25 protein-coding genes are annotated in these 24,693 nt (G+C 57.9%); 12 read left to right on the top strand and 13 right to left on the bottom strand.

What is annotated here, in order from left to right; all coding sequences use genetic code 11:
* Nucleotides 1-36: 36 nt before the first annotated feature.
* Nucleotides 37-1,740, bottom strand: coding sequence for an adenylate/guanylate cyclase domain-containing protein (locus ACR0NA_RS07555; RefSeq protein ID WP_480727576.1), 1,704 nt, complete (start codon nt 1,738-1,740; stop codon nt 37-39).
* Between the two features lie 144 nt (nt 1,741-1,884).
* On the bottom strand, nt 1,885-2,829 hold the full coding sequence (gene trxB, locus ACR0NA_RS07550) for a thioredoxin-disulfide reductase (RefSeq protein WP_480727573.1): 945 nt from the start codon (nt 2,827-2,829) through the stop codon (nt 1,885-1,887).
* A 222-nt stretch (nt 2,830-3,051) separates the two neighbouring features.
* Between trxB and ACR0NA_RS07545 the strand changes: the two genes are divergently transcribed.
* Nucleotides 3,052-3,552 (top strand): Lrp/AsnC family transcriptional regulator, encoded by a 501-nt coding sequence (locus tag ACR0NA_RS07545; protein WP_170650977.1) that lies wholly within the window; start codon nt 3,052-3,054, stop codon nt 3,550-3,552.
* Nucleotides 3,553-3,654: 102 nt separating this feature from the next.
* Here the strand turns inward: ACR0NA_RS07545 and ACR0NA_RS07540 are convergent, their stop codons facing one another.
* The 5 genes from ACR0NA_RS07540 to lgt all read right to left on the bottom strand — a co-directional run bounded on the left by ACR0NA_RS07540 (nt 3,655) and on the right by lgt (nt 7,876).
* Complete coding sequence (locus ACR0NA_RS07540) at nt 3,655-4,437, bottom strand: Hint domain-containing protein (RefSeq protein WP_480727569.1); 783 nt, start codon at nt 4,435-4,437, stop codon at nt 3,655-3,657.
* Between the two features lie 399 nt (nt 4,438-4,836).
* Nucleotides 4,837-4,962 (bottom strand): hypothetical protein, encoded by a 126-nt coding sequence (locus ACR0NA_RS07535; RefSeq protein WP_480727566.1) that lies wholly within the window; start codon nt 4,960-4,962, stop codon nt 4,837-4,839.
* Between the two features lie 207 nt (nt 4,963-5,169).
* Nucleotides 5,170-5,928 carry a peptidoglycan editing factor PgeF gene (gene pgeF, locus ACR0NA_RS07530; RefSeq protein ID WP_480727564.1) on the bottom strand — a complete coding sequence of 253 codons (759 nt, stop codon included), beginning with the start codon at nt 5,926-5,928 and terminating at the stop codon, nt 5,170-5,172.
* Nucleotides 5,925-6,992 carry a class I SAM-dependent methyltransferase gene (locus ACR0NA_RS07525; RefSeq protein WP_480727562.1) on the bottom strand — a complete coding sequence of 356 codons (1,068 nt, stop codon included), beginning with the start codon at nt 6,990-6,992 and terminating at the stop codon, nt 5,925-5,927. Before ACR0NA_RS07525 ends, pgeF begins: the two co-directional genes overlap by 4 nt.
* Nucleotides 6,989-7,876, bottom strand: coding sequence for a prolipoprotein diacylglyceryl transferase (gene lgt, locus ACR0NA_RS07520; RefSeq protein ID WP_480727559.1), 888 nt, complete (start codon nt 7,874-7,876; stop codon nt 6,989-6,991). Before lgt ends, ACR0NA_RS07525 begins: the two co-directional genes overlap by 4 nt.
* Nucleotides 7,877-7,973: 97 nt before the next feature.
* Between lgt and ACR0NA_RS07515 the strand changes: the two genes are divergently transcribed.
* From ACR0NA_RS07515 to ACR0NA_RS07495, 5 genes are all read left to right on the top strand, one after another.
* A complete protein-coding gene (locus tag ACR0NA_RS07515) occupies nt 7,974-8,222 on the top strand; it encodes an accessory factor UbiK family protein (protein WP_170650972.1) in 249 nt (82 codons plus the stop codon).
* 312 nt (nt 8,223-8,534) lie between these two features.
* Nucleotides 8,535-9,035 carry a YbjN domain-containing protein gene (locus ACR0NA_RS07510; protein ID WP_170650971.1) on the top strand — a complete coding sequence of 167 codons (501 nt, stop codon included), beginning with the start codon at nt 8,535-8,537 and terminating at the stop codon, nt 9,033-9,035.
* 40 nt (nt 9,036-9,075) lie between these two features.
* Nucleotides 9,076-9,891, top strand: coding sequence for a pyrroline-5-carboxylate reductase (gene proC / locus ACR0NA_RS07505; RefSeq protein ID WP_480727556.1), 816 nt, complete (start codon nt 9,076-9,078; stop codon nt 9,889-9,891).
* A complete protein-coding gene (locus tag ACR0NA_RS07500) occupies nt 9,884-10,222 on the top strand; it encodes a tRNA-binding protein (RefSeq protein WP_480727554.1) in 339 nt (112 codons plus the stop codon). Before proC ends, ACR0NA_RS07500 begins: the two co-directional genes overlap by 8 nt.
* Nucleotides 10,222-11,172 carry a 2-hydroxyacid dehydrogenase gene (locus ACR0NA_RS07495; RefSeq protein ID WP_480727550.1) on the top strand — a complete coding sequence of 317 codons (951 nt, stop codon included), beginning with the start codon at nt 10,222-10,224 and terminating at the stop codon, nt 11,170-11,172. Before ACR0NA_RS07500 ends, ACR0NA_RS07495 begins: the two co-directional genes overlap by 1 nt.
* 2 nt (nt 11,173-11,174) lie before the next feature.
* Here ACR0NA_RS07495 and ACR0NA_RS07490 read toward each other — a convergent pair whose 3' ends face one another.
* On the bottom strand, nt 11,175-11,753 hold the full coding sequence (locus ACR0NA_RS07490; protein ID WP_480727548.1) for a thymidine kinase: 579 nt from the start codon (nt 11,751-11,753) through the stop codon (nt 11,175-11,177).
* A 352-nt stretch (nt 11,754-12,105) separates the two neighbouring features.
* Here ACR0NA_RS07490 and ACR0NA_RS07485 point away from each other — a divergent pair, with 352 nt between their 5' ends.
* Nucleotides 12,106-12,567 (top strand): hypothetical protein, encoded by a 462-nt coding sequence (locus tag ACR0NA_RS07485; protein WP_480448677.1) that lies wholly within the window; start codon nt 12,106-12,108, stop codon nt 12,565-12,567.
* Between the two features lie 37 nt (nt 12,568-12,604).
* On the opposite strand, the gene ACR0NA_RS07480 is transcribed toward ACR0NA_RS07485, so the two are convergent.
* Nucleotides 12,605-13,729, bottom strand: coding sequence for a beta-ketoacyl-ACP synthase III (locus ACR0NA_RS07480; protein WP_480727545.1), 1,125 nt, complete (start codon nt 13,727-13,729; stop codon nt 12,605-12,607).
* 219 nt (nt 13,730-13,948) lie between these two features.
* Nucleotides 13,949-17,293, bottom strand: a complete 3,345-nt coding sequence (gene carB, locus ACR0NA_RS07475; RefSeq protein ID WP_480727543.1) for a carbamoyl-phosphate synthase large subunit — start codon at nt 17,291-17,293, stop codon at nt 13,949-13,951.
* Between the two features lie 177 nt (nt 17,294-17,470).
* On the opposite strand from carB, the gene ACR0NA_RS07470 reads away from it, so the two are divergent.
* From ACR0NA_RS07470 to ACR0NA_RS07460, 3 genes are read left to right on the top strand one after another with little or no spacing between them, the layout of a single operon-like run.
* Nucleotides 17,471-18,598, top strand: coding sequence for an aminodeoxychorismate synthase component I (locus ACR0NA_RS07470; protein ID WP_480727541.1), 1,128 nt, complete (start codon nt 17,471-17,473; stop codon nt 18,596-18,598).
* Nucleotides 18,553-19,200: an aminotransferase class IV family protein gene (locus ACR0NA_RS07465; protein WP_480727538.1), complete on the top strand. Its 648-nt coding sequence runs from the start codon at nt 18,553-18,555 to the stop codon at nt 19,198-19,200. The genes ACR0NA_RS07470 and ACR0NA_RS07465 overlap by 46 nt, the downstream gene beginning before the upstream one ends.
* Entirely contained in the window at nt 19,197-19,868 is a 672-nt protein-coding gene (locus ACR0NA_RS07460; protein ID WP_480727536.1) for a CPBP family intramembrane glutamic endopeptidase, read from the top strand. The genes ACR0NA_RS07465 and ACR0NA_RS07460 overlap by 4 nt, the downstream gene beginning before the upstream one ends.
* 4 nt (nt 19,869-19,872) lie before the next feature.
* On the opposite strand, the gene ACR0NA_RS07455 is transcribed toward ACR0NA_RS07460, so the two are convergent.
* The gene (locus ACR0NA_RS07455) at nt 19,873-21,099 is read right to left on the bottom strand and encodes a class I SAM-dependent methyltransferase (protein ID WP_480727534.1); all 1,227 of its coding nucleotides are present in this window, start codon (nt 21,097-21,099) and stop codon (nt 19,873-19,875) included.
* Between the two features lie 208 nt (nt 21,100-21,307).
* On the opposite strand from ACR0NA_RS07455, the gene aspS reads away from it, so the two are divergent.
* Entirely contained in the window at nt 21,308-23,083 is a 1,776-nt protein-coding gene (gene aspS / locus ACR0NA_RS07450) for an aspartate--tRNA ligase (RefSeq protein ID WP_480448683.1), read from the top strand.
* 187 nt (nt 23,084-23,270) lie between these two features.
* Here the strand turns inward: aspS and ACR0NA_RS07445 are convergent, their stop codons facing one another.
* Both ACR0NA_RS07445 and ACR0NA_RS07440 read right to left on the bottom strand, forming a co-directional pair.
* Nucleotides 23,271-23,420: a hypothetical protein gene (locus ACR0NA_RS07445; protein WP_480448684.1), complete on the bottom strand. Its 150-nt coding sequence runs from the start codon at nt 23,418-23,420 to the stop codon at nt 23,271-23,273.
* A 1-nt stretch (nt 23,421) separates the two neighbouring features.
* Nucleotides 23,422-24,141: a response regulator transcription factor gene (locus tag ACR0NA_RS07440; RefSeq protein WP_480727531.1), complete on the bottom strand. Its 720-nt coding sequence runs from the start codon at nt 24,139-24,141 to the stop codon at nt 23,422-23,424.
* A gap of 133 nt (nt 24,142-24,274) precedes the next feature.
* Here ACR0NA_RS07440 and mce point away from each other — a divergent pair, with 133 nt between their 5' ends.
* The gene (gene mce, locus ACR0NA_RS07435; protein WP_480448686.1) at nt 24,275-24,679 is read left to right on the top strand and encodes a methylmalonyl-CoA epimerase; all 405 of its coding nucleotides are present in this window, start codon (nt 24,275-24,277) and stop codon (nt 24,677-24,679) included.
* Nucleotides 24,680-24,693 lie beyond the last annotated feature (14 nt).

Here is a 24,693-nt window from a genome sequence, read left to right as displayed (position 1 = left end):
GGATGCGCATTTGACGCGAAAATGAATTCGAAAAATTCAGTTTGCGGGAGGGTTTTCGGACACATGTTCCGATGCTGCCAACTGATCTGTGAGCTGAGATGCCCGTGGTACAGGCAGCGCTGCGATCGGCTCTGCAACCCCACGCAACTGGAACTCTGTCAAAGACAGCCGGGTGGTATCGATCCCCGCTGCCGCAAGCACCTCGTCGGATACAAGCAGCTCTACGCTCAAGCCCTTGGTTTCACCCTCCAGTCGGCTTGCGACGTTGACGGCGTCCCCGATGATTGTGTGCGAGGCGTGGCCTTGAGCACCAATTTCCCCAAGTACAAGATCACCCAGATGCAGCCCCATGCCGATTTTGATTTCGGGGCTGTTTTCACCGGCAAGCTGCTTGTTGAAATTCTCCAAGGCCCGGCTGACATCCGAAGCCGCCCTAAGCCCGGCTTTCGCCGAACTGGCAGTGTCACGGGTTTCGAAAACGGCAAGTAGCCCGTCGCCCAGATATTTGTCGACCACGCCGCCATCGTTTGTGATCGCAGGTACGATTGCGTCGAAAAAACGGTTCAAAAGAAACACGACATCATAGGGCAACTGACCTGCGGTACGAGCCGTAAAACCCCGCATGTCCAGAAACAGAATTGCCAGCATGCGTTCCTGCCCCTGACTGGCATGGGCACGCGTGCGGCCTCCGTCGGGTTTGAACACGCGAAAGACAGTCGACGGATGCGCCGGCCGGATCTGACAGGCCAGACGCGTCCCCGGCGGTGCATTGACCGCTGCAAGGCTGCGCGCCTCGATGTCGGTTGGTGGATGCAAAAGATCCGCACCTTGTTCCACAACAACGCGGCAGGTCGTGCAGCGCCCTTTGCCGCCGCAAAGGGCGGTATGGGGGATGCCGTTGGCTTGCGACATCTCAAGCAAGGTCATCCCCGGTTCCGATAGAATCTCAGGGCCATCGACATACCGCACCCTGACTGAATGCCGCTTGCGCCAGATCTTTCGCCCAAGGAACACCACCGCAGTCAAGGCAAGTGCTGCCCAGAATACTGTGTGACCCCAGTCTTTCACGGCAAAGAGCGCTGTGAATTCCTGGTTGGTAGGCCAGTTAAAGTACTCGACATACTGATCGCGCAGGTCCGGGTCGGCAAAGTCCGCCATCATTCGCCGGCCCTCGGTGATCAGTCCGGCATAGGCGAAGCCGGGGACCAATACCGCAACGCCGATCAGATAGGGGATAGCGGGGCGCCACCATCGTGTCAGACGTAGCCAGAAATGCAGGCCGATACAGCCATGTATCCAGACCAGCAACAACAGGATGCTTTGATACCAGATCGAGTTGTTCGGCCACATCAGAACCATGATGTAGCTCATCGCGTCGTTTACACCGAAAACCTCGTGCGCGTACCGGGTCTGAACAAGATGAGAGAGCAGTTGCAGCGGGATCAGCAGGCCCAGAACCATCTGCAATGCGGCGCTGAAAGGCATACGTAGGGTGCGCCTTTGTGCGATTGAGGTCAGGGCAAGTCCGGCATGGATCAACAGTGAGGCATAAAGGATTACAGTGCCCGGCACGCTGCGCGTCACCCACTGGCGGGCGCCCTGCATCGCGTTCATCCAGACGGGGTCAATCAGGCCGAGGCCGATATTGATAAAGTGAAAAAATGCATAGAGAAGCAGGATCAGGCCGGTCGCGATCCTGAGCCGTGTGGTCCAGCTGCCTCGCCAGAGGGCACTTGCCAAAATCTTCTCCGGTTTCTTTTAAGCGGCAGGCAAATTCTGTGCCGCGCGCAAGCCCGGGTCAAGGCACAGTTGCGAGAGGCAAAAAAGAAAGGGCCGATCCGCAGTAAGGACCAGCCCTTTCCTTAGAGATAGGGAATGTAGGCCTCAGGCGTCGTGTTCCGCCAGAAAGCGTTCGGCATCCAGCGCCGCCATGCATCCCATGCCCGCAGATGTCACGGCCTGACGATATACGTGATCCGTCAGATCACCGGCGGCAAAGACGCCCGGAACCGAAGTTTCAGTGGTGCCTGGTTTGGTCACCACATAGCCACCCATATGGGTTTCCAGCGTATCCTTGACCAGTTCGTTGGCCGGTGCATGGCCAATGGCGACGAAAACGCCCTTGCACGGGATTTCGGTGATCTCACCGGTTTTCACGTTCTTTACGCGAACGCCTTCAACACCAAGCGGGGCATCCGTGCCGATCACTTCATCAAGCTCGTGAAACCACAGCGGTTCGATCTTTTCATTCTTGAACAGACGATCCTGCAGGATTTTTTCAGCGCGCAACTCGTCGCGGCGATGGATCAGCGTGACCTTGCTGGCGAAGTTGGTCAGGAACAGGGCCTCTTCGACCGCGGTATTGCCGCCGCCGATTACTACGATTTCCTGACCGCGATAGAAAAAGCCATCGCAGGTCGCGCAGGCGGAAACGCCAAATCCCTTGAACTTGTCTTCCGAAGGAAGCCCCAGCCATTTCGCGCGGGCCCCGGTCGCCAGAATGACCGAGTCGGCCGTGTAAGTTGTTCCGTTGTCGCCCTTGGCGGTGAAAGGGCGCTTGCTGAGGTCCAGATCACTGACGATATCGCCAATGACTTCGCAGCCCATGGCAGCGGCGTGTTCCTGCATCTTGATCATCAGGTCCGGGCCCTGAACTTCGGTGAATCCGGGATAGTTTTCGACCTCGGTCGTTGTAGTCAACTGACCACCGGGTTCGATTCCCTGTACCAGAATCGGCTGCAGCATTGCCCGGCTTGCGTAAACGCCCGCGGTGTAACCGGCAGGCCCCGATCCGATAATCAGAACCTTGGTGTGTCGTGTATCGGCCATGGTACCCCCAATGAAACTGCCTCTGCGGACCTGCGATCCTCAGCGTTTGGATATAGCGGTCAGTGAAACGGGCTTAAACCCCTTTTCCCATGCAGGACCGTCATGCACCCACGGGGATGTACTGAAAAAGAGCATTGAGAATAAAGAATATTGCTTAATCGCGAAAGATTATTGCGCATCATCCGTGCGCTGCTATAAGAACCGAAAATTCAGGAGCATTCCATGGTCGCGACACGGCTGGATGAAATTGACCGCAAGATATTGGCGGAATTGCAGGCAGACGGTCGGATGACCAATGTTGAGCTCGCAAAACGCGTGGGAATTTCGGCTCCGCCCTGTTTGCGGCGCGTGCGGACACTGGAAGAAGCGGGCCTGATCCGCGGCTATCACGCCGAAGTGAATGCACGGGAACTGGGATTTGAGGTTCAGGTGTTTGCCATGGTCGGTCTGGAAAGCCAGGCCGAGACGGAATTGCGGGCCTTCGAAGATCGCTGCCGTGAATGGCCGTTGGTTCGGGAATGTCACATGCTGAACGGTGAGGTCGATTTCATTCTAAAGTGCGTCGCGCCGGACCTCAGCAGCTTTCAGCAGTTTCTGACAGGAGAGTTGCTGACCACGCCGAACGTGGCCAGCGTCAAGACTTCGTTGGTTATCCGCGGCGCAAAAGACGCCCCAGGCGTGCCGTTCGACGTATTGGAAGAACGGCTGAGCCGGTCGGCGTAGCAGCGACGTTTTTTGGTGTTGCGTTGCACGGCGGTAAAAACGCCGCAATGGTTAACGAAAACACCCAACTCAGTAACAGTTGCATAATAGCCCCCCCAGGATTCATGCAGTGATAGCGTCAATCTCACCATCTCCGGCGCGCGGAAGCAACAGCGGACCGAAATCGTTCAGAGAACTGATGTGTGAGAACAGATTCAGATAGATGGATCGCAGCGATTGGCTGAGCATCCGAATGGCATTTGTCCCCGGATGATAGGTTTCGAATTGCAACCCGTCGATGCGAATAACCGAATGCCTGCGCAGGCATATATGAAACAGTTCCACCGGTGTTGGTGGGATAGTTTCGACTACGCTCATTCCATCCTGAAATTCCTGCACCGGTGTCAGCATCGGATCACCACCGTTGAGATGGTGCAGATGCGCGGGCGAGGCCAGCAGACGGGCCGACGGACCGGCAATTACACCAGACATCGGTTTTTGCATGCCAAAAGTATCGGCCATGATTCGCGTCAGCGGATGCGTGCGGCCACGGGCGTCGGCTTTGCCAGGCAGCAGCGTGACCGATCCCTTCCAAAGGACCGTTTCTGCGGCACCGTCCAAGGTGATCACCTTGTCGCCGGGCATCAGATCCTCGATGGCCATCGGGCCGATATCGGTCTCGACAAGCGAGCCGCGGGAAAATGCACAGAAGGCGTCCTCGAACAAGGGCAGGGCAGGCGCGATGTGGCGAACCTGAGACACCTCACCGTTCTTTAGAAGTGAACTGACTTCGTAGCGTCTGAGTTGGGCCCGTTGCGGGCTGGCTGGCGTTTGTACATCGCGCAGCAGTACAGATGTCTCGACCGCGTTTTTTGCTGCTCGAGCCAGCGAATGTGGAATAGTCATATGTATTCCGTCCCCTCTAATTTATGCCGATTCCCGATCATCCCCTCTGATCTACCTGGTTCGGCATTTTGATTTTTTGTCTTGAAATGAATGTATTACCACGAGCGCATACGTAATTTGTCGCCACAAGGCGAAGCCGTATCCGCTTACTATTGGTCAAAACATTGACCCCCCAGACAAACTCACAACAAACGCAGCCAAAATGTCTGCGCACACACGACCCCGAATTTTATCGCAACAATTGTTGCGGATATTCCACGCGGGACCGAGGCCATGTTCCAGCGTGGGCCTTTCCAAAAGACCGGGCAGCTTGGTCTTTCAGGTCTTTCCGATCAGCTTCTTGCGGCCAGGCGGCGCGCAATTCTGACTGAGTCGCTCGAAACGCGCTTCCAGGGCATTTCAAGCTTTTGATCTTTCGAGGCCGCGATGACGGCGCTGAGAAAGCGAGATTTTGTTTTCATTATCTTTACCTGCACTGCCGGGACCGATGTCCCCCTCAACAATTCTCCTGACCTTCATGCTCATTTGAGGCGCCGATAAGGCTGATCCGAGAAGAATTGAGGACAAATATGCAGGTGTGGCGTACCTCTTTCCCAATTATGCCGGCGTCTGGTGGCCTGAGGCTTCAGGTAACCATCTGAGACACCGCGGTAAATTCCGTTCGATTCTTAGAGAGATAGACTAAATTAATGCGTCAAAATCGGGGCGAAACTGCCTTAATTTGACCGCAATTCATATGCGAATAGCAGAAATTAGCCGTCCGTAATCGGCTTCTCCTGCATGGGTCGTGCGGCGATACGAAAAGAACCGATCAGCGTCAGAATAGGTGCAATACCTGGTCCATTCGGCTTCTCCGATCCCTGCAGCGCGCAGCCTGTGCAGGCCGTAGGACGGCAAATCGAAATGCAGGCGGTCCCCGTTTCCATTGGCGAAAAACCGGGTATTTTCCGGTGACTCTGCCTCGAAAATGTCCAAAAACTCCGGGCCGACCTCGTAGGCGCGTTGCGAAATGGTCGGACCGATGACGGCAACTGTATTGGAACGGCTCGCCCCAAGTGATTCCATGGCGTCCAAAGTCGCTTCCAGAACGCCTTCCAAAGCACCACGCCACCCCGCATGGGCGGCGCCGATCACTTTCGCGTCAGGATCGGAAAACAGGACCGGCTGGCAATCCGCCGTGAGAATGGTCAGCGCCAGACTCGGGGTCGCTGTAACCATCGCATCGGCTTTTGGCCGTTCGCCGGAAATCGGGCCGGTCACAGTAACCACATTCGGAGAATGAACCTGATGAACGCCAATAAGGGCCTCGGGATCTACATCCATCGCACTTGCCACGCGACTGCGATTCAGCATGACTGCCTCGCGCTGGTCCGACGATCCCAGACCACAATTGAGACCCGAAAATATACCCGAGGAGGCGCCGCCGCGACGGCTGAAAAAGCCATGTGAAACGGGGGAAAGCAGGTCCGAGGTCAGAATTTCCAGTGTCATGGCTCCAGTCCGGGTGGTGGCGCGGCATGTGCAGGGTAAAGCCCAAGCACCTTGAACAGGTTTCCCATTTCATCCGGGTGCGTCAACCGCCGATGTGCGCTGACAAGCAATTCCAGTTCGTCACCCACAACTGAGCTCGCCAGAGATTGCGCCCGAGCGGTGATTCCCAATCGTTCCAGAAACACGCCCTGTGTCGAAAGACGCGTATGGGAGATGCCCGCCGCCCTGGCGGCAGAGGCAAGGGATTCGAAATCCACATGTGCTGTCAGGTCGGAACCTCCGGGGAGGGCCAGAGGATCAGTTGCCTTGTGCGAATGCACCGCCTGAAAGGTATCCCCCAAAGATCGCCAGTCGCCATAATCGACTATCAGAGCGGCACCACCATGGTCACGTATTCTTTGTGAAACGGTCGCCATGATCGGCGTCGAAGCTGAGCACAGTTCGACAAGGTCGCCGTCCTTCGTGTCGTCCAACCTGTATTGCAAGGCCGGTTGTGACGCGGTTTGCCCAAGTCCAAAGGTCAGCGACCCGTTTTCGCAGCCAATCAGCCGCTCACGCCAGCCGTCGCCGTCTCTTATGAACTGGCGGATTGGCAGGGCGTCAAAGAATTCATTGGCGATCAGAAAAACCGGGGCCTGCGGCAGGTCCTCAATGGAATCGGCCCAGATCGGTGCGTAACCCGCCAGCGTTTCCGCCTGTATCTTGCGCAGCGCAGCAGAGGCTTCGACCAGAAAAATCTGCGCGGCTTCGTGGAAACCCGGAATGCCACGGGTTGCGCGCAGAATATCCGCCATCAAGGTTCCCCGACCCGGGCCAAGTTCGGCCAGGGTAAACGATGATGGCCGCCCCTGATCCAGCCAGCATTGCGCCAGTGCAAGGCCGGTCAGTTCTCCGAACATCTGGCTGATTTCTGGTGCAGTGGTGAAATCCCCGGCAGAGCCAAACGGGTTCTGCGTCGTATAATAACCATGAACGGGATGCAGCAGGCATTCCGCCATGTAATCTGCAATGGTCAACGGACCGTTCTGGCTAATGCGCTCGATCAGTTGTTCCTTGAGGTTCATCCTTTCGCCCGTCCGGATCGCAATACGAACCACAGACCAAGGGCGATCATCGGCAGCGACAAAAGCTGGCCCATTGTCAGCCCATAGCCGTCGATATGCCACGCCAGTCCCAGAGGGTTCCCCGGCGATACGAACTGCGCATCCGGTTGCCGAAAGAACTCAACGATAAAACGTGACAGGCCATAACCCGCAAGGAAGACCCCGGTGACCAGCCCGGGCCTGTGAAATCCGCCGCGACGATAAACCAGCCACAGCAGCAACAGGCCAAGCAACAGACCCTCGAGTGCCGCTTCATAAAGTTGCGAGGGGTGGCGGGCACACAGCCCAATGACATCGGGGCAGTCCTGTGCGGCTGCACCGGGAAAGATAACGGCCCAAGGTAACTCGCTGGGGCGGCCCCATAGTTCGGCATTTACAAAGTTGGCCAGCCGACCCAGCAACAGCCCGGGCGGGACGCCGTGGGCCACAAGATCGGCCAGCGGCAGTTTGGGAATTCCGTGCCGTTGCGCAAAGATCAATGAGGCCAGAACCACACCAATCAACCCGCCGTGAAAGGCCATACCGCCTTGCCAGACCTTGAGAATCTCAATTGGGTTCTGAAGATAATAGGCCGGTTGGTAGAACAGCACGAAACCCAGCCGTCCGCCCAGTATGATGCCAACGATGATCCAGGTCAGCAGGTCTTCGAATTGTTGTGTCGTCAGGGGCGGAGAGTTGTCGTGCCATAGGGCAGGGCGGCGCAGGGCGACAATCGCCAAACGCCACGCGATGAGAATACCGGCGATGTAGGACAAGGCGTACCACCGCAGGGCGAACTCTATCCCGAATAGTGAGATCGAGAAAAGTTCGGGTGAAAGGTCGGGGAAATTCAGAACTGCCTGCATGTGCGTCTCATTGCCCGGGGTTTGTGGGGCAAGTCAACCTTGAGCCCGGGCCTTTCCTTGCCCATATAGGGGGTAACCGCGACACCGGAGTAAAGACATGCAAACCCGCAACAAGATCCTGGACGACGTTTCCCAACTTATGACCAACGCCATGGGCGTGGCGCAGGGCGCGCGGGAAGAGGCCGAGAACGCCATGAAGTCGATGATTGACCGCTGGCTGGCTGATCGCGATTTCGTCACCCGCGAAGAGTTCGACGCCGTGCGGGCGATGGCGCAGAAAGCGCGCGAGGAAAATGCGGCCCTCGAAGCACGCATAGCGGCACTTGAGGCCAAGCTGGGCGACTAGGTCCGGGATCTCCAATATTTGGGTAAAACTATCCAACCGTGCAATCCGGTGTCGGTTTGCGCGGCTCGGGGTATTTTGACGCGCCGCAGAATTATTTCAAGAAAAAGCTGTGTCTGGCGCCAATATTTTGGGCGGCGTTGCCAGCTGTCCACAACTTATTGCTGTTATCCCCAAAAATAGGGGTTGTCAGGGTACCTGCCACATCGCACCATATTTAGTACAGGCCAAAGGGGGAAGCCCGGCTTGTAGAGCAGGCAACTAGCGCTGGGGCGCTGCCAGCCCCGACCAGCTAGAATTTAGTGAGGTGGTATTATGGCCCTTTCCGAACAGTACCTCGAAGAAGACATTCATCCGATCGACATTGTTGAGCATCTCGCCGAACATCACGACTGGGATTTCGACCGTATCGGGGACGATCAGATTGCCATGGCGGTCGAAGGTCAGTGGCGTACGTATTCAATCACCCTGGCTTGGTCCGGCTTTGACGAAACGCTGCGGATGGTCTGTTCGTTCGAGATGGAGCCGCCGCAGGAGCGGGTTCCGGAACTGTACGAATTGCTCAACGCCATGAACGATCAGTGCTGGGCAGGTGCCTTTACGTACTGGGCAAACCAGAAACTGATGGTTTACCGCTATGGTCTGGTTCTTGCGGGTGGCCAGTCGGCCAGCCCGGAGCAGATTGACACGATGATTACCGCGGCGGTTCTGAGCGCCGAGCGATACTATCCGGCCATCCAATTGGTGACATGGGGCAACCGTACCCCGTCGGATGCGATGCAAGTCGCCATTGCAGAGGCTTATGGCCGTGCGTAAAGCTTTGCCCCGAACCTGAAGACATTGGGGAGGGGCAATCATGGACATGTCGCACGTCGCGGATCAGGGGCTGGTGCTTTTGGGCTGCGGGAAAATGGGATCGGCCATGCTTGCAGGTTGGCTGGAGCATGGCCTACCCGCGTCTTCGGTTTGGGTCGTCGACCCGTATCCGTCAGATTGGCTGAAGGCGCAGGGCGTCAACATCAACACACCTTTGCCCGAAGCGCCAGCGGTGGTGCTGGTGGCCGTGAAGCCACAGATGATGGGCGAGGCGCTGCCGGCGATTCAGGCACTGGGTGGGGGTGGCAGTTTATTCGTCTCGGTTGCTGCCGGTACCTCGCTTGAGACGTTTGAAAAGGTACTTGGCGGCGGAACTCCTATCATTCGTGCTATGCCCAACACGCCTGCCGCAATCCGTCAGGGCATCACCGCGTTGATCGGAAACGCTCATGCAGGGGATTCGCACCTGACGCTGGCCGAGAACCTGTTATCCGCCGTTGGCGAAACCGTGCGGCTTGAAAATGAGGCGCAGATGGACGCCGTGACCGGCGTCAGCGGTTCTGGCCCGGCCTACGTATTCCATCTGATCGAAACACTGGCCGCTGCTGGCGAGGCGCACGGCCTGCCACACGAACTTGCGATGAAGCTGGCCAAATCCACCGTTGCCGGCGCCGGGGCTCTGGCCGTCGCAGCGGATGACCATCCTTCGCAGTTGCGCGTCAACGTCACATCACCCAACGGCACGACACAGGCTGCGCTTGAGGTTCTGATGCATGAGGAGACAGGTTTCCCCGACCTGTTGCACCGGGCCGTGAACGCCGCCACTGAACGCTCAAAGGAGTTGTCGCGTGAGTGAGATTTCTTTTGACGACTTTCTCAAGGTCGACATCCGCGTGGGCGAGGTCATTCGGGCCGAAGAATATCCAGAAGCCCGCAAACCCGCGATCAAGTTGTGGATCGATTTTGGTGGCGAAATCGGTGAACGCAAAACCTCTGCCCAGATCACGGCGCATTACGATCCGTCCGCTTTGGTGGGCAAGCAGGTGATGGCCGTAGTCAACTTTCCTCCACGCCAGATCGGCAAGTTCATGTCCGAAGTTCTGGTGCTTGGATTGCCCGACGATAAAGGCGAAATCGTTTTGATCGGCCCCGATGGCAAGGTGCCTGTTGGCGGCAGGATGCACTGATGAAACTGTGGATCACACGCCCCATGCCGCCCGCAGTCGAAGCGCGCGCGCGTGACACGTTCAACACTGAAATCCGTTCCAGCAACCTGCCCCTTGATGAGGGCGAGATGCTGCGGGCGCTTGCCGAGTTTGACGTGGTGGTACCCACATTGGGTGATCTGTTCTCTGCTGCGGTGTTTTCTCAGGTTCCGAATCCGCGTTGCAAATTGCTGGCCAATTTCGGAGTCGGATTTAACCACATCGACGTGGCTTCTGCGCAATCGGCGGGCCTACAGGTGTCGAACACGCCCGGAGCCGTCACCGACGCGACCGCAGATATAGCCATGACGCTGATCCTGACTACGGCCCGCCGCGCGGGCGAGGGGGAGAGGTTGGTTCGTTCCGGTAACTGGCAGGGGTGGCATCCGACGCAGATGCTGGGTCACCACGTGACGGGCAAACGGGTCGGAATTGTCGGCATGGGGCGTATCGGGCAGGCTATCGCCCGGCGCTGCCATTTCGGGTTCGGGATGCAGGTTTCTTATCTGGCCCGCAGCGGGAAAGAGCTCGATTTTACTGCGGAGTACATTGCCGATCTTGATGCTTTGGCCGCATCCGTCGATTTTCTGGTGCTGGCCGTTCCCGGCGGTCCTGAAACCCGGCACCTGATTGACGCCGGTGTTTTGGCTGCAATGAATCCGTCGGCAATCCTCGTGAACATCGCACGAGGTGAGGTTATCCACGAATCTGCACTGATTACCGCCTTGCAGGACGGTCAGATCGCAGGTGCGGGGCTGGACGTGTATGAATTCGAGCCGGCAGTTCCGGATGCCCTTTGCAAGATGGAAAACGTCACCTTGCTGCCGCATCTGGGGACGGCAACCGAAGAAGTGCGGACGGATATGGGGCATATGGCGTTGGATAATGTCGCAGCCTTCGCAGAAGGGCGCACACTTCCCAACGCGGTCTGAGATCACATTCCGACGGCTTCACGCCAGTGCTTGCGGCAGAGCGAGACATAAGTCTCGTTCCCGCCGATCTGTACCTGTGCGCCCTCGGTGATGGCGTTCCCGTCCTCATCCCGGCGAATCACCATTGTCGCCTTGCGTCCGCATTCGCAGATGGTTCGAACTTCGCGCATCTCGTCCGCAAGGGCCAACAGTGTGGCAGAGCCTGGAAAAAGCCGTCCCTGAAAGTCGACCCGCAAGCCATAGGCCAGAACCGGCACTTTAAGATCATCAACGGCCCGTGCCAGTTGCCAGACCTGATCTTCGGACAAAAACTGCGCCTCGTCCACGAATACACAGGCCACAGGTCCCTGATTCAGGCGGCGCTCAATCATGCTGAAAACATCGTCCGCTGGGCTGAATGTGTCGGCTTCGGCCGAGATTCCGATTCGCGATGCAATCTGCCCATTGCCAGCGCGCCCATCGATGGCGGCGGTCAGAAGATAGGTTTCCATCCCGCGCTCGCGGTAGTTGTGGGAGGCCTGCAGCAAAACCGTGGATTTGCCTGCATTCATGGTGGAGTAGTTGAAGTAGAGCTTTGCCATGCGCCGGGTCTAGAACGACTTTTTCGGGCGGGCAAGTCAAACCAAGGCTAACGACGCCACCGTTGCGGTTGCAGAGGCTGAGCAGATGCTCTTAGGGGATGGAAACCCCGCTTCCGCAACAGCGACGCCGTTGGTCAACATGCGACCAAACCAGCGTAAGGCGATAAATGTTGCCTTCACGTCACTCTTTACCGGCATGAACTGCCGCCACTCACTCACAAAATCCCCCGTAAATCTGAGGGATAGCCAAGGTATGACATTTGACTTATTAGTCTTGAATGGGAAAATTTCCGGCCCTTTCCCCGGCAGACATGATCGGGAAGGGGTGAGCGCAGGTAGCGAAGGTAAAAAAATGGCCGAAATCGGTACATATCTCAAGAAACATACCGAAGCTTTGGTTAAGGACGTCGGAATCGAAGCCGCGTGCGAGATTACCGGTAAATCCAAGGCAACGCTGGGGCGATATTATTCAGATAATGCGGAGCATGCCGACCGGTTCATGCCCGTGGATGCTGTCGCGAAACTGGAAAACGCTGCAACCTTTCCGCATGTGACCTCGGCGCTGGCCGATCTGAAAAGCATCACCTTGTCTTATGGCGACCGGAACACCGACGCGCCCCGCACCGGAGGTGTGAATTCCGATGTGATCGCGCTCAGCCAGCGGTTTGCAATGCTGATGACCGAATACCAGTCCGCTATCGAGGACGGCATTATCACTGTGAATGAGGCCAAGCGCCTGCTGAAGGAAACCAGCCTGTTGCAGCAGGTGCTGATCGAAATGAAGCTTCACCTCGAAGAGGAAAGCGTAAGCTGAGCCACTTGGGCTGGTTGGTGGTAACGTCCTGAACGGATCAGGCGTGCCTGCGGACGATCACAGACCCCACTGAATATCCCGCGCCAAACGAACAGATTAGCCCCACGTCGCCACTGTTTAGATCATCCGAATGTTTGGAAAACGCGATGATTGATCCGGCGGATGAGGTGTTAGCATAGTCCTGCAGAATATTGGGCTGTTCATTCGGTTCCGGCTCTCGGCCCAGCACCTTTTTGCCAATGAAATCGTTCATGGTCTTGTTGGCCTGATGCAGCCAAAGGCGTTTCAGATCACTGCTGCTCAGCCCTTCGGCATCCATGTGATCCGTGATGTGCTGGCTTACCATCGGCAGCACTTCCTTGAACACCTTGCGCCCGTTTTGCATGAACTGCATGTCTCGCCGGTCCGCCAGGCCATCCGGGCGGGCCCGTCGCAGAAAGCCATTGTTGTTTCGAATATTGTTGGAAAATTCCGTAGCGCAACGGGTCGACAGAATCTCGAAATGCGGTCCCTTTGCATCTTCGACTCGCTCAATCACGGTCGCGGTGGCCACATCGCCAAAAATGAAGTGGCAATCCCTGTCCCGCCATTCCAGATGCCCCGAACAGATTTCGGGGTTCACAACTATCGCTGCCCGGACCGAACCGGACCGCACCATATCGGCCGCCGCCTGAATGCCAAACGTCGCAGAGGAGCAGGCGACATTCATGTCGAATCCGAAGCCCCTGACGCCAAGAGCTTGCTGAATCTCGACCGCAACAGCCGGATAGGCGCGTTCATGGTTCGAAGCGGCACAGATCACCAGATCAATGTCTTCGGCTGTTCGACCAGCCTGTGCCAGTGCCTTGTTGCAGGCATCAACGGCCATCTCGGTCATTATGCCCGGCTCGTCATCGCTGCGCTGACGCAAGATCGGGTGCATGATGTTCGGGTTCAAAATGCCGGTCTTGTCCATGACGTACCGGTTCTCGATCCCTGATGCCTTTAGGATGAACTCTTCCGAAGAGTACTGGATCGGCTCCATCCGGCCCGCGGCAATCGCTTCGGCGTTCTCGGCATTCTTCTTGTCGGCATAGGCATTGAAGGCCACGACCAGCTCGGCATTCGTGATGACGTTATCGGGCGTAAAGACACCGGTTCCGGTTATGGCGGGCGTGTACATGGCGGGTCCTGAATATTTTTTGGATTTGCACAAAATGCAGTCAGTACCGCACCGGATCAAGGGTGGCTTACCCGAGGGAATGCACGCCCACAGGTGGTTTTCCGCCATTTGCGCGACGGTTCGAAACAACCCGGGTGATCGGTCGTCATTTTTCGCGGAGGGAAAAGAAACATTGGCAAAACCGGTAAAAAAACCGGCCCTGCCAATGTTCGGGGTGTTTTATCCCTGCAGGGATTTGACTTCGACATCCCCTTCGGCTTGCGCCTTGATCGCCAGCGCGGCTGCGTGGCTGGCCGCAGCGGTCGTGAAGTAGGGGATTTTGTCATAGAGCGCGATCGAGCGAATTGCTTTGCTATCCTCGACGGCCTGCGCGCCTTCGGTTGTGTTCATCAACAGCTGTACCTGTCCGTCTTTGAGCATGTCCACCACGTCTGGGCGACCTTCATACACCTTGTTGACAACGTCACAGGGAACTCCGTGCCCCTCCAGCCAGCTTTGCGTGCCGCGCGTTGCAACCAGGTTGAAGCCCTGTGCCACCAGCACCTGCGCGGCCTCCAGCATTGCAGCACCCTTGTCGGCGTCTTTGATCGAGACAAAGGCCCGGCCCGATGAAGGCAGCACCATGCCTGCGCCCATCTGCGCCTTGAGGAAAGCGCGCGGGAAGTCGCGATCCCAGCCCATGACCTCGCCGGTCGAACGCATTTCCGGACCCAGAATAGTATCGACGCCGGGGAAACGGGCAAAGGGTAGCACGGCCTCTTTTACCGAGAACCAAGGCATGTTCGGATCGGCCAGCGTCATCTGATCGGCGATCTTGGTGTCCTTGCCTTCCTGATAAGGCGGGCGCATCGGGAAGTTCGACAGCTTTTCACCGGCCATAACCCGCGCCGCGATTGAAGCAATCGCGCTGTCCGTCGCCTTTGCAACGAAAGGCACGGTGCGGCTGGCGCGTGGGTTCACCTCGATCAGATAGATCTCATCATCCTTGATGGCGAACTGCACGTTCATCAGGCCTACGACGTTCAGCGCCTTGGCCAGTTTGAACGCCTGATCCTTGATCTGGTCGAGGATTTCTTTCGAGAGCGAATAGGGCGGCAGCGAACATGCCGAGTCACCCGAGTGCACGCCTGCCTCTTCGATATGCTGCATGATACCGGCTACGTGAACGTCGGTACCATCGCACAGCGCATCCACGTCCAGTTCGACCGCACCGGCCAGATAGCTGTCCAGCAGAACCGGGCTGTCACCCGAAACCACCACGGCCTCGTTGATATAGCGTTTCAGCTGATCCATATCGCGCACGATTTCCATCGCGCGGCCACCCAGCACGTAAGAGGGGCGGATCACCAGCGGAAAGCCGATGTCTTCGGCAATTTCCAGGGCCTGTTCGTCGGTCGAGGCAATACCGTTATTGGGCTGCTTCAGACCCAGATCGTTGACCAGCGCCTGGAACCGCTCGCGGTCCTCGGCCAGGTCGATGGCGTCCGGCGTGGTACCGAGGATCGGAATGCCCTCGGCCTCAAGCGCGTTGGCCAGTTTCAGCGGTGTCTGGCCGCCAAACTGAACGATAACGCCGTGCAACGTGCCGTTTTCCTGTTCTTTCGTCAGGATTTCCATCACGTGTTCAAAGGTCAGCGGCTCAAAATACAGGCGATCCGAGGTGTCATAGTCGGTCGAAACCGTCTCGGGGTTGCAGTTGACCATGATAGTCTCGTACCCGGCTTCGGTCAGCGCGAAACAGGCGTGACAGCAGCAATAGTCGAACTCGATCCCCTGACCGATCCGGTTCGGGCCACCGCCAAGGATGACGACCTTTTTGCGATCACTCGGACGCGCCTCGCATTCGACCTCACCCATCATCGGGGCCTCATAGGTCGAATACATGTAGGGAGTCTGCGCCTCGAACTCGGCGGCGCAGGTGTCGATGCGTTTGAACACTGCCGCTACGCCCAGATTGCGGCGGGCGCGGCGGACATTGTCTTCGTCACGGCCAGTCAGGTTGCCCAGACGCGCGTCGGTGAAGCCCAGCATTTTCAGCTTGCGGATGCCTTTCTCGGTCACGGGCAGGCCGTCCTTGCGCACCTGACGCTCGGCATCGACGATCTCGCGGATGCGGGCAAGGAACCACGGGTCAAACTTGGTGACGCCGAAAATCTCGTCATCGGTCAGACCGTGACGCATGGCCTGCGCGATGGTGCGCAGACGGTCGGGCGTCTGCTGGCTGATCGCCTTGATCACGGCGGCCTTGTCGTCGGCCTCGTCCCAAACACCCACATTCAAGCCCGGAATTTCGATCTCATCAAACCCGGTCAGGCCCGATTCCATCGACGCCAGTGCCTTTTGCATCGATTCGTGGATGGTGCGGCCGATGGACATTGCCTCACCCACCGACTTCATCGCGGTGGTCAGATAGGGTTCCGAGCCGGGGAATTTCTCGAATGCGAATTTCGGGATCTTGGTGACAACATAGTCGATGGTCGGCTCGAACGAGGCCGGGGTCACCTTGGTGATGTCATTGTCCAGCTCGTCCAGCGTGTAGCCAATCGCCAGTTTCGCCGCGATCTTGGCAATCGGGAAACCGGTCGCTTTTGAGGCCAGCGCCGAGGACCGCGACACGCGCGGGTTCATTTCGATCACGACCATACGGCCATCATCGGGGTTGATTGCCCACTGCACGTTCGAGCCACCGGTTTCCACGCCAATCTCACGCAGAACGGCGATCGAGCCGTTGCGCATGATCTGGTATTCCTTGTCGGTCAACGTCAGGGCAGGGGCCACCGTGATCGAGTCGCCGGTGTGCACACCCATCGGGTCGACGTTTTCAATGGAGCAGACGATGATGGCGTTGTCGGCGGTGTCCCGGACCACCTCCATCTCGTATTCTTTCCAGCCCAGCAGGCTTTCATCGACGAGGATCTGATTGACCGGCGACGCATCCATGCCCGAGCGGCAAAAATGGATATAATCCTCGCGGTTATAGGCCACACCGCCGCCGGTTCCGCCCAGTGTAAATGCAGGACGGATGATGGCGGGAAGGCCGATTTCCTCAAGCTCATCCAAAGCCATCTGCACACCTGCATCCAGATCGGTAGAACCGTCCTCGCGCTTGGGGGCGGTCACGATGGTTGCCTTGGGGTTCTCAAGACCCAGTCGATCCATCGCCTCGCGGAACAGGGCGCGGTCTTCGGCCATTTCGATGGCGTCACGCTTGGCGCCGATCATCTCGACACCAAATTGGTCGAGCACACCCATCTCTTCCAGCGCCAGCGAGGTGTTCAGCCCGGTTTGTCCACCCATCGTGGGCAGCAGGGCGTCGGGGCGTTCCTTTTCGATGATCTTGGCAACCACCTCGGGCGTGATCGGTTCGATATAGGTCGCGTCGGCCAGCCCGGGATCGGTCATGATCGTGGCGGGGTTCGAGTTCACCAGAATGACCCGGTATCCTTCCTCGCGCAGCGCCTTGCACGCCTGAGCACCGGAATAGTCGAACTCACAGGCCTGACCGATGACAATGGGCCCCGCCCCGATGATCATGATCGACTGGATGTCGGTTCTCTTCGGCATGGCCTTGTTCCTTCGATTTTCCGCGAGTCAGGGGCACCGCCCAAGCGCCCAAATTGTCGTGCGTTATAGGGACCACGCGAAAAGGTTCAAGGGGGATCGGAAACAGAGATGAAAATGCCGCTTTCCCCCTTTCGCTCATCCCTGATATCTCTATATCGCGCAATACGGCAAATGGGGATGCAATTGCGTATTCGCTTTGATCAGGGAGCAGCCGGGCCGGGAACGCGTTTTGACCGACCAGTCCGGATGATCCGCGCGGATTTCGCGCATGAAGTGCCGCAGGCTTTGGCGGCACTCGATGACGCGCGGGCCGAGGGCTTCTGGCTTGCCGGATATGCCAGCTATGAAATGGGATACGCGCTGGAGCCCCGTCTTGCATCGCGAATGCCCGCGAACCGGCGTTTGCCGCTGATGTGCTTCGGGGTTTACGACGCACCTGACACTTCTGATTTGACCGAAGGGCGGGGTGGGATTGCCCGGTTCGAGCCCCGTTGGGATGAGGATCGCTATGCCTGTGCCTTCCGAAAGGTGCATGAGGCAATCGGGGCCGGGGATATCTATCAGGCCAATCTGACATTTCCTATTGATCTTGGCGTCGAAGGAAGCAGCGCGTCGTTATATGCAGCTCTTGCAGACCGCCAGCGCGTGGGGTTTGGCGCGTTGGTGGAACAGGCAGGCCTGCCGGACCTGCTGAGCCGTTCGCCTGAGTTGTTCTTTCGCACAGATGCATCGGGGACAATCGAAACCCGCCCGATGAAGGGCACCCAGCCTCGCAGTCCGGATGCGCACGAAGATGCGCGCCGCCGGGCGTTCTTGTCGTCGGATGAGAAGAACCGGGCCGAAAACCTGATGATCGTTGACCTGCTGCGCAACGATATCAGCCGGGTGGCGGTGCCGGGGTCGGTCAAGGTGCCGGAACTGTTCAAGGTAGAAACCTATGCCACGGTCCATCAGATGGTCTCGCTGGTTCGGGCGCAGCTGCGCGACGATGCGGGTCTTTCCGATATCATGGCCGCGCTGTTTCCCTGCGGGTCCATCACCGGTGCACCAAAGATCAGAGCGATGGAGATTCTGGCTGAACTGGAGCCATGGCCGCGGGATATCTACTGTGGCACGATTGGCTGGGCCGCCCCGGATGGCCGATCCGAGTTCAATGTAGCGATCCGGACCATGATGGTTGACGGTGACATGGCAACACTGAATGTCGGCGGCGGCGTGGTTTGGGACAGTACCGCCTCGTCTGAATATGAGGAAGCGCTATGGAAAGCCCGCTTTGCCCACCAGTTGAGCCTGATTTCCGCCTGATCGAAACGCTGGGTTTTCGTCCGGGGCAGGGTGTCATTCGTGGGGACCTGCATCTGGATCGGATGGCCCGATCCGCCGATGCTCTGGCAGTGCCGTTTGACCGACATAAGGCTTTGCAGATGCTGGGCGGTATATCGAATGATACCGCGTTGCGATGCAGGCTGACACTGGATGCATCCGGCGAATTGGAACTGACAAGCGGGCCGTTGGCCGACAACCCGCCTGTCTGGAACGTTGCCATTTCACAAAACCGGCTGAAGTCCTCGGATTTCTGGCTGCGGCACAAAACAACCCGGCGCGAAGTTTACGATACGGCCCGCAAGGGTATGGCGGTCGGCGTAGATGAGTTGCTGTTTCTGAACGAGCGTGGCGAACTTTGCGAGGGTACCATCACCAACCTTTTCATCGAAACGCAGGATGGCCGCCATCTGACACCACCTTTGTCATCCGGCTTGCTGCCGGGCGTCCTGCGTCAGGAACTGCTTGAAAACGGTGACATATCCGAGGCAAGACTGACCTTGACCGATCTGAAAAATGCACGAAAGGTGCAGGTGGGAAATTCGTTACGTGGGCTGATCCGGGCAGAGTTGGTGTTGACGTGAGCAGTGACAGAACCTCGGCTGTATCATTCCCGACGCATCTGCGTCTGCGCATGGAGTTTGCTCTGTTTTTCTTGGCAGCGCCGCTGCTGATCGCCGTGCTGTTGCCGCCAGACTGGATGTTCCCGGCCCTGTTCACCTTCACTGCGATCGGTGTCGTCTTATTGCATCGGACGCCCGGTTTTGCCTGGGCGGAATTGCGTTTTGGCTGGCGAAACTGGTCCTGGCGCGAGGTCGTTCTGTTTACACTTGGGATGGTGGTGTTCTGCTCGGTTCTCATCCAGATCACGCGGCCTGACGTTGCATATTTCCTTTTGCTAAACAGGCCGGAGTTTCTGCTGATCATCTGGATCGGCTATCCTCTGGCCTCGGCCCTGCCGCAGGAGTTGCTGTTTAGGCCACTGTTTTTCCGGCGCTATCATGCAATCCTGCCGAATGGGCGCGCATCCTATGTCCTGAACTCGGCAATCTTTTCCTTTGCGCATCTCATGTACTGGAGCTGGATCGTCGCCGCGATGACCTTTGCCGGCGGTCTTTTGTTTGCATGGGCTTACAGAAAACGCGGCTCGTTCTTCTATGCGGTGTTGTTGCATGCCATTGCTGGCAACATCATTTTCGCCGCCGGGCTGGGTGTCTATTTCTATTCGGGCAACGTGCAAAGGCCATTCTGAAGAATTACTCTGCCGCGTCGCGCAGGTGGGCATCGAGGCGATACAGGTAATCGCGTGTCAGCGGTACTGCGTCACTACGGTGCCCGAGCTGCAACTGAAACACGGTCTGATCGCGTTCCTCGAAAACCAGAATACAGGCCGTCAGATAGAACCGCCACATTCGGATAAACCGCTCGTCATACATAGCGCGCACCTTATCGAGGTTCGCCTCGAACCGGTCGCGCCAACACCGCAGGGTCTTGGCGTAGTGCAGCCGCAGACTCTCGATATCCAGAAACCACATTCCTGTATGCGCAAGCGGTTCGATCAACTCGGATAATGAAGGCACGTAGCCGCCCGGGAATATGTATTTGTTCAAAAACGGAGACTGATTCTTGGGCGGTCCGTTCCGTCCGATCGTGTGAATCAGGGCAACGCCATCCGGATCAAGCAGGTCCGAGACCTTGCCGAAATATTCGGGGTAATGCGGTACCCCGACATGTTCCAACATACCGACAGAAACGATACGGTCGAATTTTCCATCCAGTTCGCGGTAATCCTGCAACTTTATTTCGACGCGGTTTTGCAATCCCGCCTGATGAACGCGCTGACGTGCTGTTGCGTGTTGGTTTTCCGACAATGTCAAGCCGGTAACCTGAACACCGTAATCCCGCGCCAATGTCAGCGACAATCCACCCCAGCCGCAGCCGATATCCAGAACCTTCATGCCCGGCTCCAGACACAGCTTGCGCGCGATATGGTCTTTTTTAGCGATCTGCGCCTGTTCCAGTGTTCGGTTGGGGGCGTCGAAGTAGGCGCAGCTGTACTGCATATCCCGATCCAACATCAGCCGATAGAAATCGTCCGAGATATCGTAATGGTGGGCAACGTTACGGCGCGCTGAACGAAGCGAGTTCCTTTGAAGGATGGGGCGCAACAGGAACTGCCCCCTTGCGAGCCACTTGTGCGCTTTCGGAAGGTGACCGCCCACGATATTGCGAATCGCAATGCGCATGACGTCTTCCAGCCCACCGGTTGTGATCGTCAATTTCCCGTCCATGTACCCCTCGCCAAAGGCCAGTTCGATATTGCGGCACAGTCGCGGCAAAAGGGCTTTGTCATGGATGTGAATTGCAGCGTTCAGAGCGGTTCCGTCCCCATATACATGTTCGGAACCGTCCGGATATGTCACCCCGAGCGAGCCCCGGATGATAAATTCTGTCAGTAATCTGTGAAAAATAGCCTGCCACATGAGCCGTCATACTCCTTTCAGAAATTGGCCTGGCACCCGGTAAACGGGCTCAACTATCCGAATTCATTGTACTTATAACATATGGCAAAAACAGGTTTTGTCTTGCATTTGCGTGACACCGGGTCTGGTTGGGCGCGGAACCCTTGACTTCCTGTGGCTATCGCGGTGTATCGGCGCGACGAATTCTCCGCCCGAAGGGATATGACTGATGCACGCCTACCGCAGCCACACCTGCGCCGATCTGACTGCCGCCAATGTCGGTGAAACCGTTCGCCTGTCCGGCTGGGTTCATCGCGTGCGCGATCATGGCGGTGTGTTGTTCATCGACCTGCGCGACCATTTCGGCGTAACTCAGGTTCTGTGCGACGGCGATAGCGCAGCGTTTGCCGAGCTGGAAAACGTCCGGTCCGAATGGTGTATCCGCATTGACGGCACCGTCAAGGCGCGAGCCCCGGAACTGGTGAACCCCAAGCTGCCTACCGGCGAGATCGAGGTGTATGTCCGCGAGTTGGAAGTGCTGGGATCGGCTGCAGAGCTTCCACTGATGGTGTTCGGAGATCAGGAGTACCCCGAGGAAACGCGCCTTCGCTATCGGTATCTGGACCTGCGCCGCGAGGCGATGCAGCGCAACATGACCTTGCGCTCAGACGTCGTGGCCTCGATGCGTCGCCGCATGTGGGATCAGGGCTTCCGTGAATACCAGACGCCGATCATCACGGCATCCTCACCCGAAGGCGCGCGTGACTTTCTGGTGCCTTCGCGCCTGCATCCGGGTAAATTCTATGCACTGCCGCAGGCTCCGCAGCAGTTCAAGCAGCTGATCATGGTCTCGGGCTTCGACAAATATTTCCAGATCGCGCCCTGTTTCCGCGACGAAGATCCGCGCGCCGACCGGTCGCCTACGGACTTTTACCAGCTGGACCTTGAGATGTCGTTTGTCGAACAGCAGGACGTGTTCGACACGATTCAGCCTGTCTTGACAGGCGTGTTCGAAGAGTTCGGCGAGGGTCACAAGGTCGATCAGGAGTGGCCGCAGATTTCCTACAAGGATGCAGCGCTGTGGTATGGCACCGACAAGCCTGACCTGCGTAACCCCATCAAGATGCAGAGTGTGTCCGAACATTTCCGTGGTTCCGGCTTTGCGATTTTTGCCAAGCTGCTGGAACAGGAAGGCACCGAGATTCGCGCGATCCCGGCGCCTACCGGGGGTAGCCGCAAGTTCTGTGACCGCATGAATGCCTTTGCTCAGAAAGAAGGGCTGCCCGGTATGGGCTATATCTTCTGGCGCGATCAGGGCGAGGGGATGGAGGCAGCAGGTCCGCTGGCCAAGAACATCGGCCCCGAACGGACCGAGGCGATCCGTCAGCAGTTGGGTCTGGGCGTTGGTGATGCGGCGTTCTTTTTGGGCGGAAAGCCGAAAGCCTTCGAAAAGGTTGCAGGAAAAGCGCGTGACGTCATCGGCGAAGAGCTGGGCCTGACCGAGAAAGACCGTTTTGCCTTTGCCTGGATCGTGGATTTCCCGATCTACGAACAGGACGAGGAAACCGGCAAGATCGACTTTGAGCACAACCCGTTCTCGATGCCCCAGGGGGGCATGGAGGCGCTGAACGGCGATCCGCTTAAGGTGTTGGGATATCAGTACGATCTGGCCTGCAACGGCTATGAGATTCTGTCGGGCGCGATCCGGAACCACAAGCCCGAGATCATGTTCAAGGCCTTTGAAATCGCCGGTTATGGCGAGGACGAAGTGCGTAAGCGCTTTGGTGGAATGGTTAACGCGTTCCAGTACGGCGCTCCGCCGCATGGTGGCTGTGCTGCCGGTATCGACCGGATCGTCATGCTGCTGGCCGACACCGTGAATATCCGCGAAGTCATCATGTTCCCGATGAACCAGCGCGCCGAAGATTTGATGATGGCGGCGCCGTCAGAGCCGACTTCGGACCAGTTGATGGAGCTTGGTCTGCGGGTCATTCCGCAGGAGTAAGACTACCCGCCCGCGCCTGGCGCGGGCGGCGCCTTTTGCCGCTGGTGGCGGAAAAGTGTGGATTTGTACCAGTTGAAACTGGCCAATCTTCCGGTTTGTACAACTATTCAAGGTCCTGAAAACTGCATCGGCGGTGGGTTAACGCCCTACGGTTTGCTTCGGCAATGCAGTCTTAACAATCAGTTCACTATTTCCGCGAGGCTGCATCGGGGATCACGTGATCCAGCAGATCGGCGTCATGAGTGCGGCCGTCGCGAATGGAGCGCGCGGCCGATCGGGTCTGCCGGTAGAGCCAGAGGCACAGGCATGTTGCCGTGATGAAATAGGCCGTCACCATCTCAGATCGCCTCGCGCTGTTGCAGTCTGTTCTGCACCAGCCCGACCAGCCGCGCGGTCTGAGCCGTGACCGGTGCCCCCCGAGAGCGCGAGGCAGTCAGATCGCGCGCGGCGTCTTCCAATACGTGATCCCCGGCCGCTCGGGCGATGCCCCCGATGAACTGGGCGGCATAGCCCAGAACCCGGTCATCACTCGGCTCGGTCAGAAGCTCGGCAATATGGGTAATGTCGTCCTGATAGGCCAACGGATCGGGGCAGATCACCTGATCTTGCTGATCAACGGGGACAGCAGGGCGCCTGTCTGCGGGCAGCAGGTCAAGAATGGCAGTCTGGAACTCGGCCAGCGAGGTCAGCGGTTTCGCCAGAAACCCGTCCGCCCCGGCGTCGAGGGCGGTGGTGCCGACGCTGTCGTCGCCGGAGGTTCCCAGAATCACTCCGATCCGGGGGCTGTTTTGGGAAAGTTCGGCAATCAGGTCCGCGCCGTTGCCGTCGGGCAGGCCCAGATCCACCACGATCACCGAAGGACGGTAGAGTCTGAGATGGCGGTGCGCGGATTTCAGGCAATCCGCGCGACGCATTCTGGCCCCGCTGCGCAAGCACATCAACCGCATGGCATCGCAGGCATACCGGCTGTCCTCGACGACAAGAATGGTTTGGCCCAGCAACGGGCGCATGGTGCCGGGAAATGCGTGCGACGTGGTGGAAGGAACCGAATCGTTCATTGCAGACCTCCTTAACAGCGGGTGCTTCACGTTAGGAAAATCCGGCTAACACAGGGTTAATGCAATTTGGCGCACTTGCCCTTTGACGGGTCTGCCCGCATAACCGCGCCAACGGAGATAAGAGGAGATTGTCATGATCGGCAGGCTGAACCACGTTGCAATTGCTGTTCCGGATCTGGAGGCGGCGTCCGAGCAATATCGCAGCGCGCTGGGCGCCAAGGTCGGCGCACCGCAGGACGAGCCCGATCATGGTGTCACTGTCGTGTTCATCGAGCTGCCCAATACCAAGATCGAACTGCTGTATCCGCTGGGTGACGACAGCCCGATCAAGGGTTTTTTGGACAAGAACCCCTCGGGCGGTATCCATCATGTCTGCTATGAGGTAGAAGATATCATCGCCGCGCGCGATCATCTCAAGGAGACCGGCGCGCGGGTGCTGGGCTCGGGCGAGCCCAAGATCGGGGCGCATGGCAAGCCGGTGCTGTTCCTGCATCCCAAGGATTTCAACGGCTGCCTTGTCGAGCTTGAGCAGGTCTGAGCGCATAAACCCGG

The sequence above is a fragment of the Ruegeria sp. C11 genome (assembly GCF_056537725.1).
This window is presented reverse-complemented; position numbering and strand designations above follow the sequence as displayed.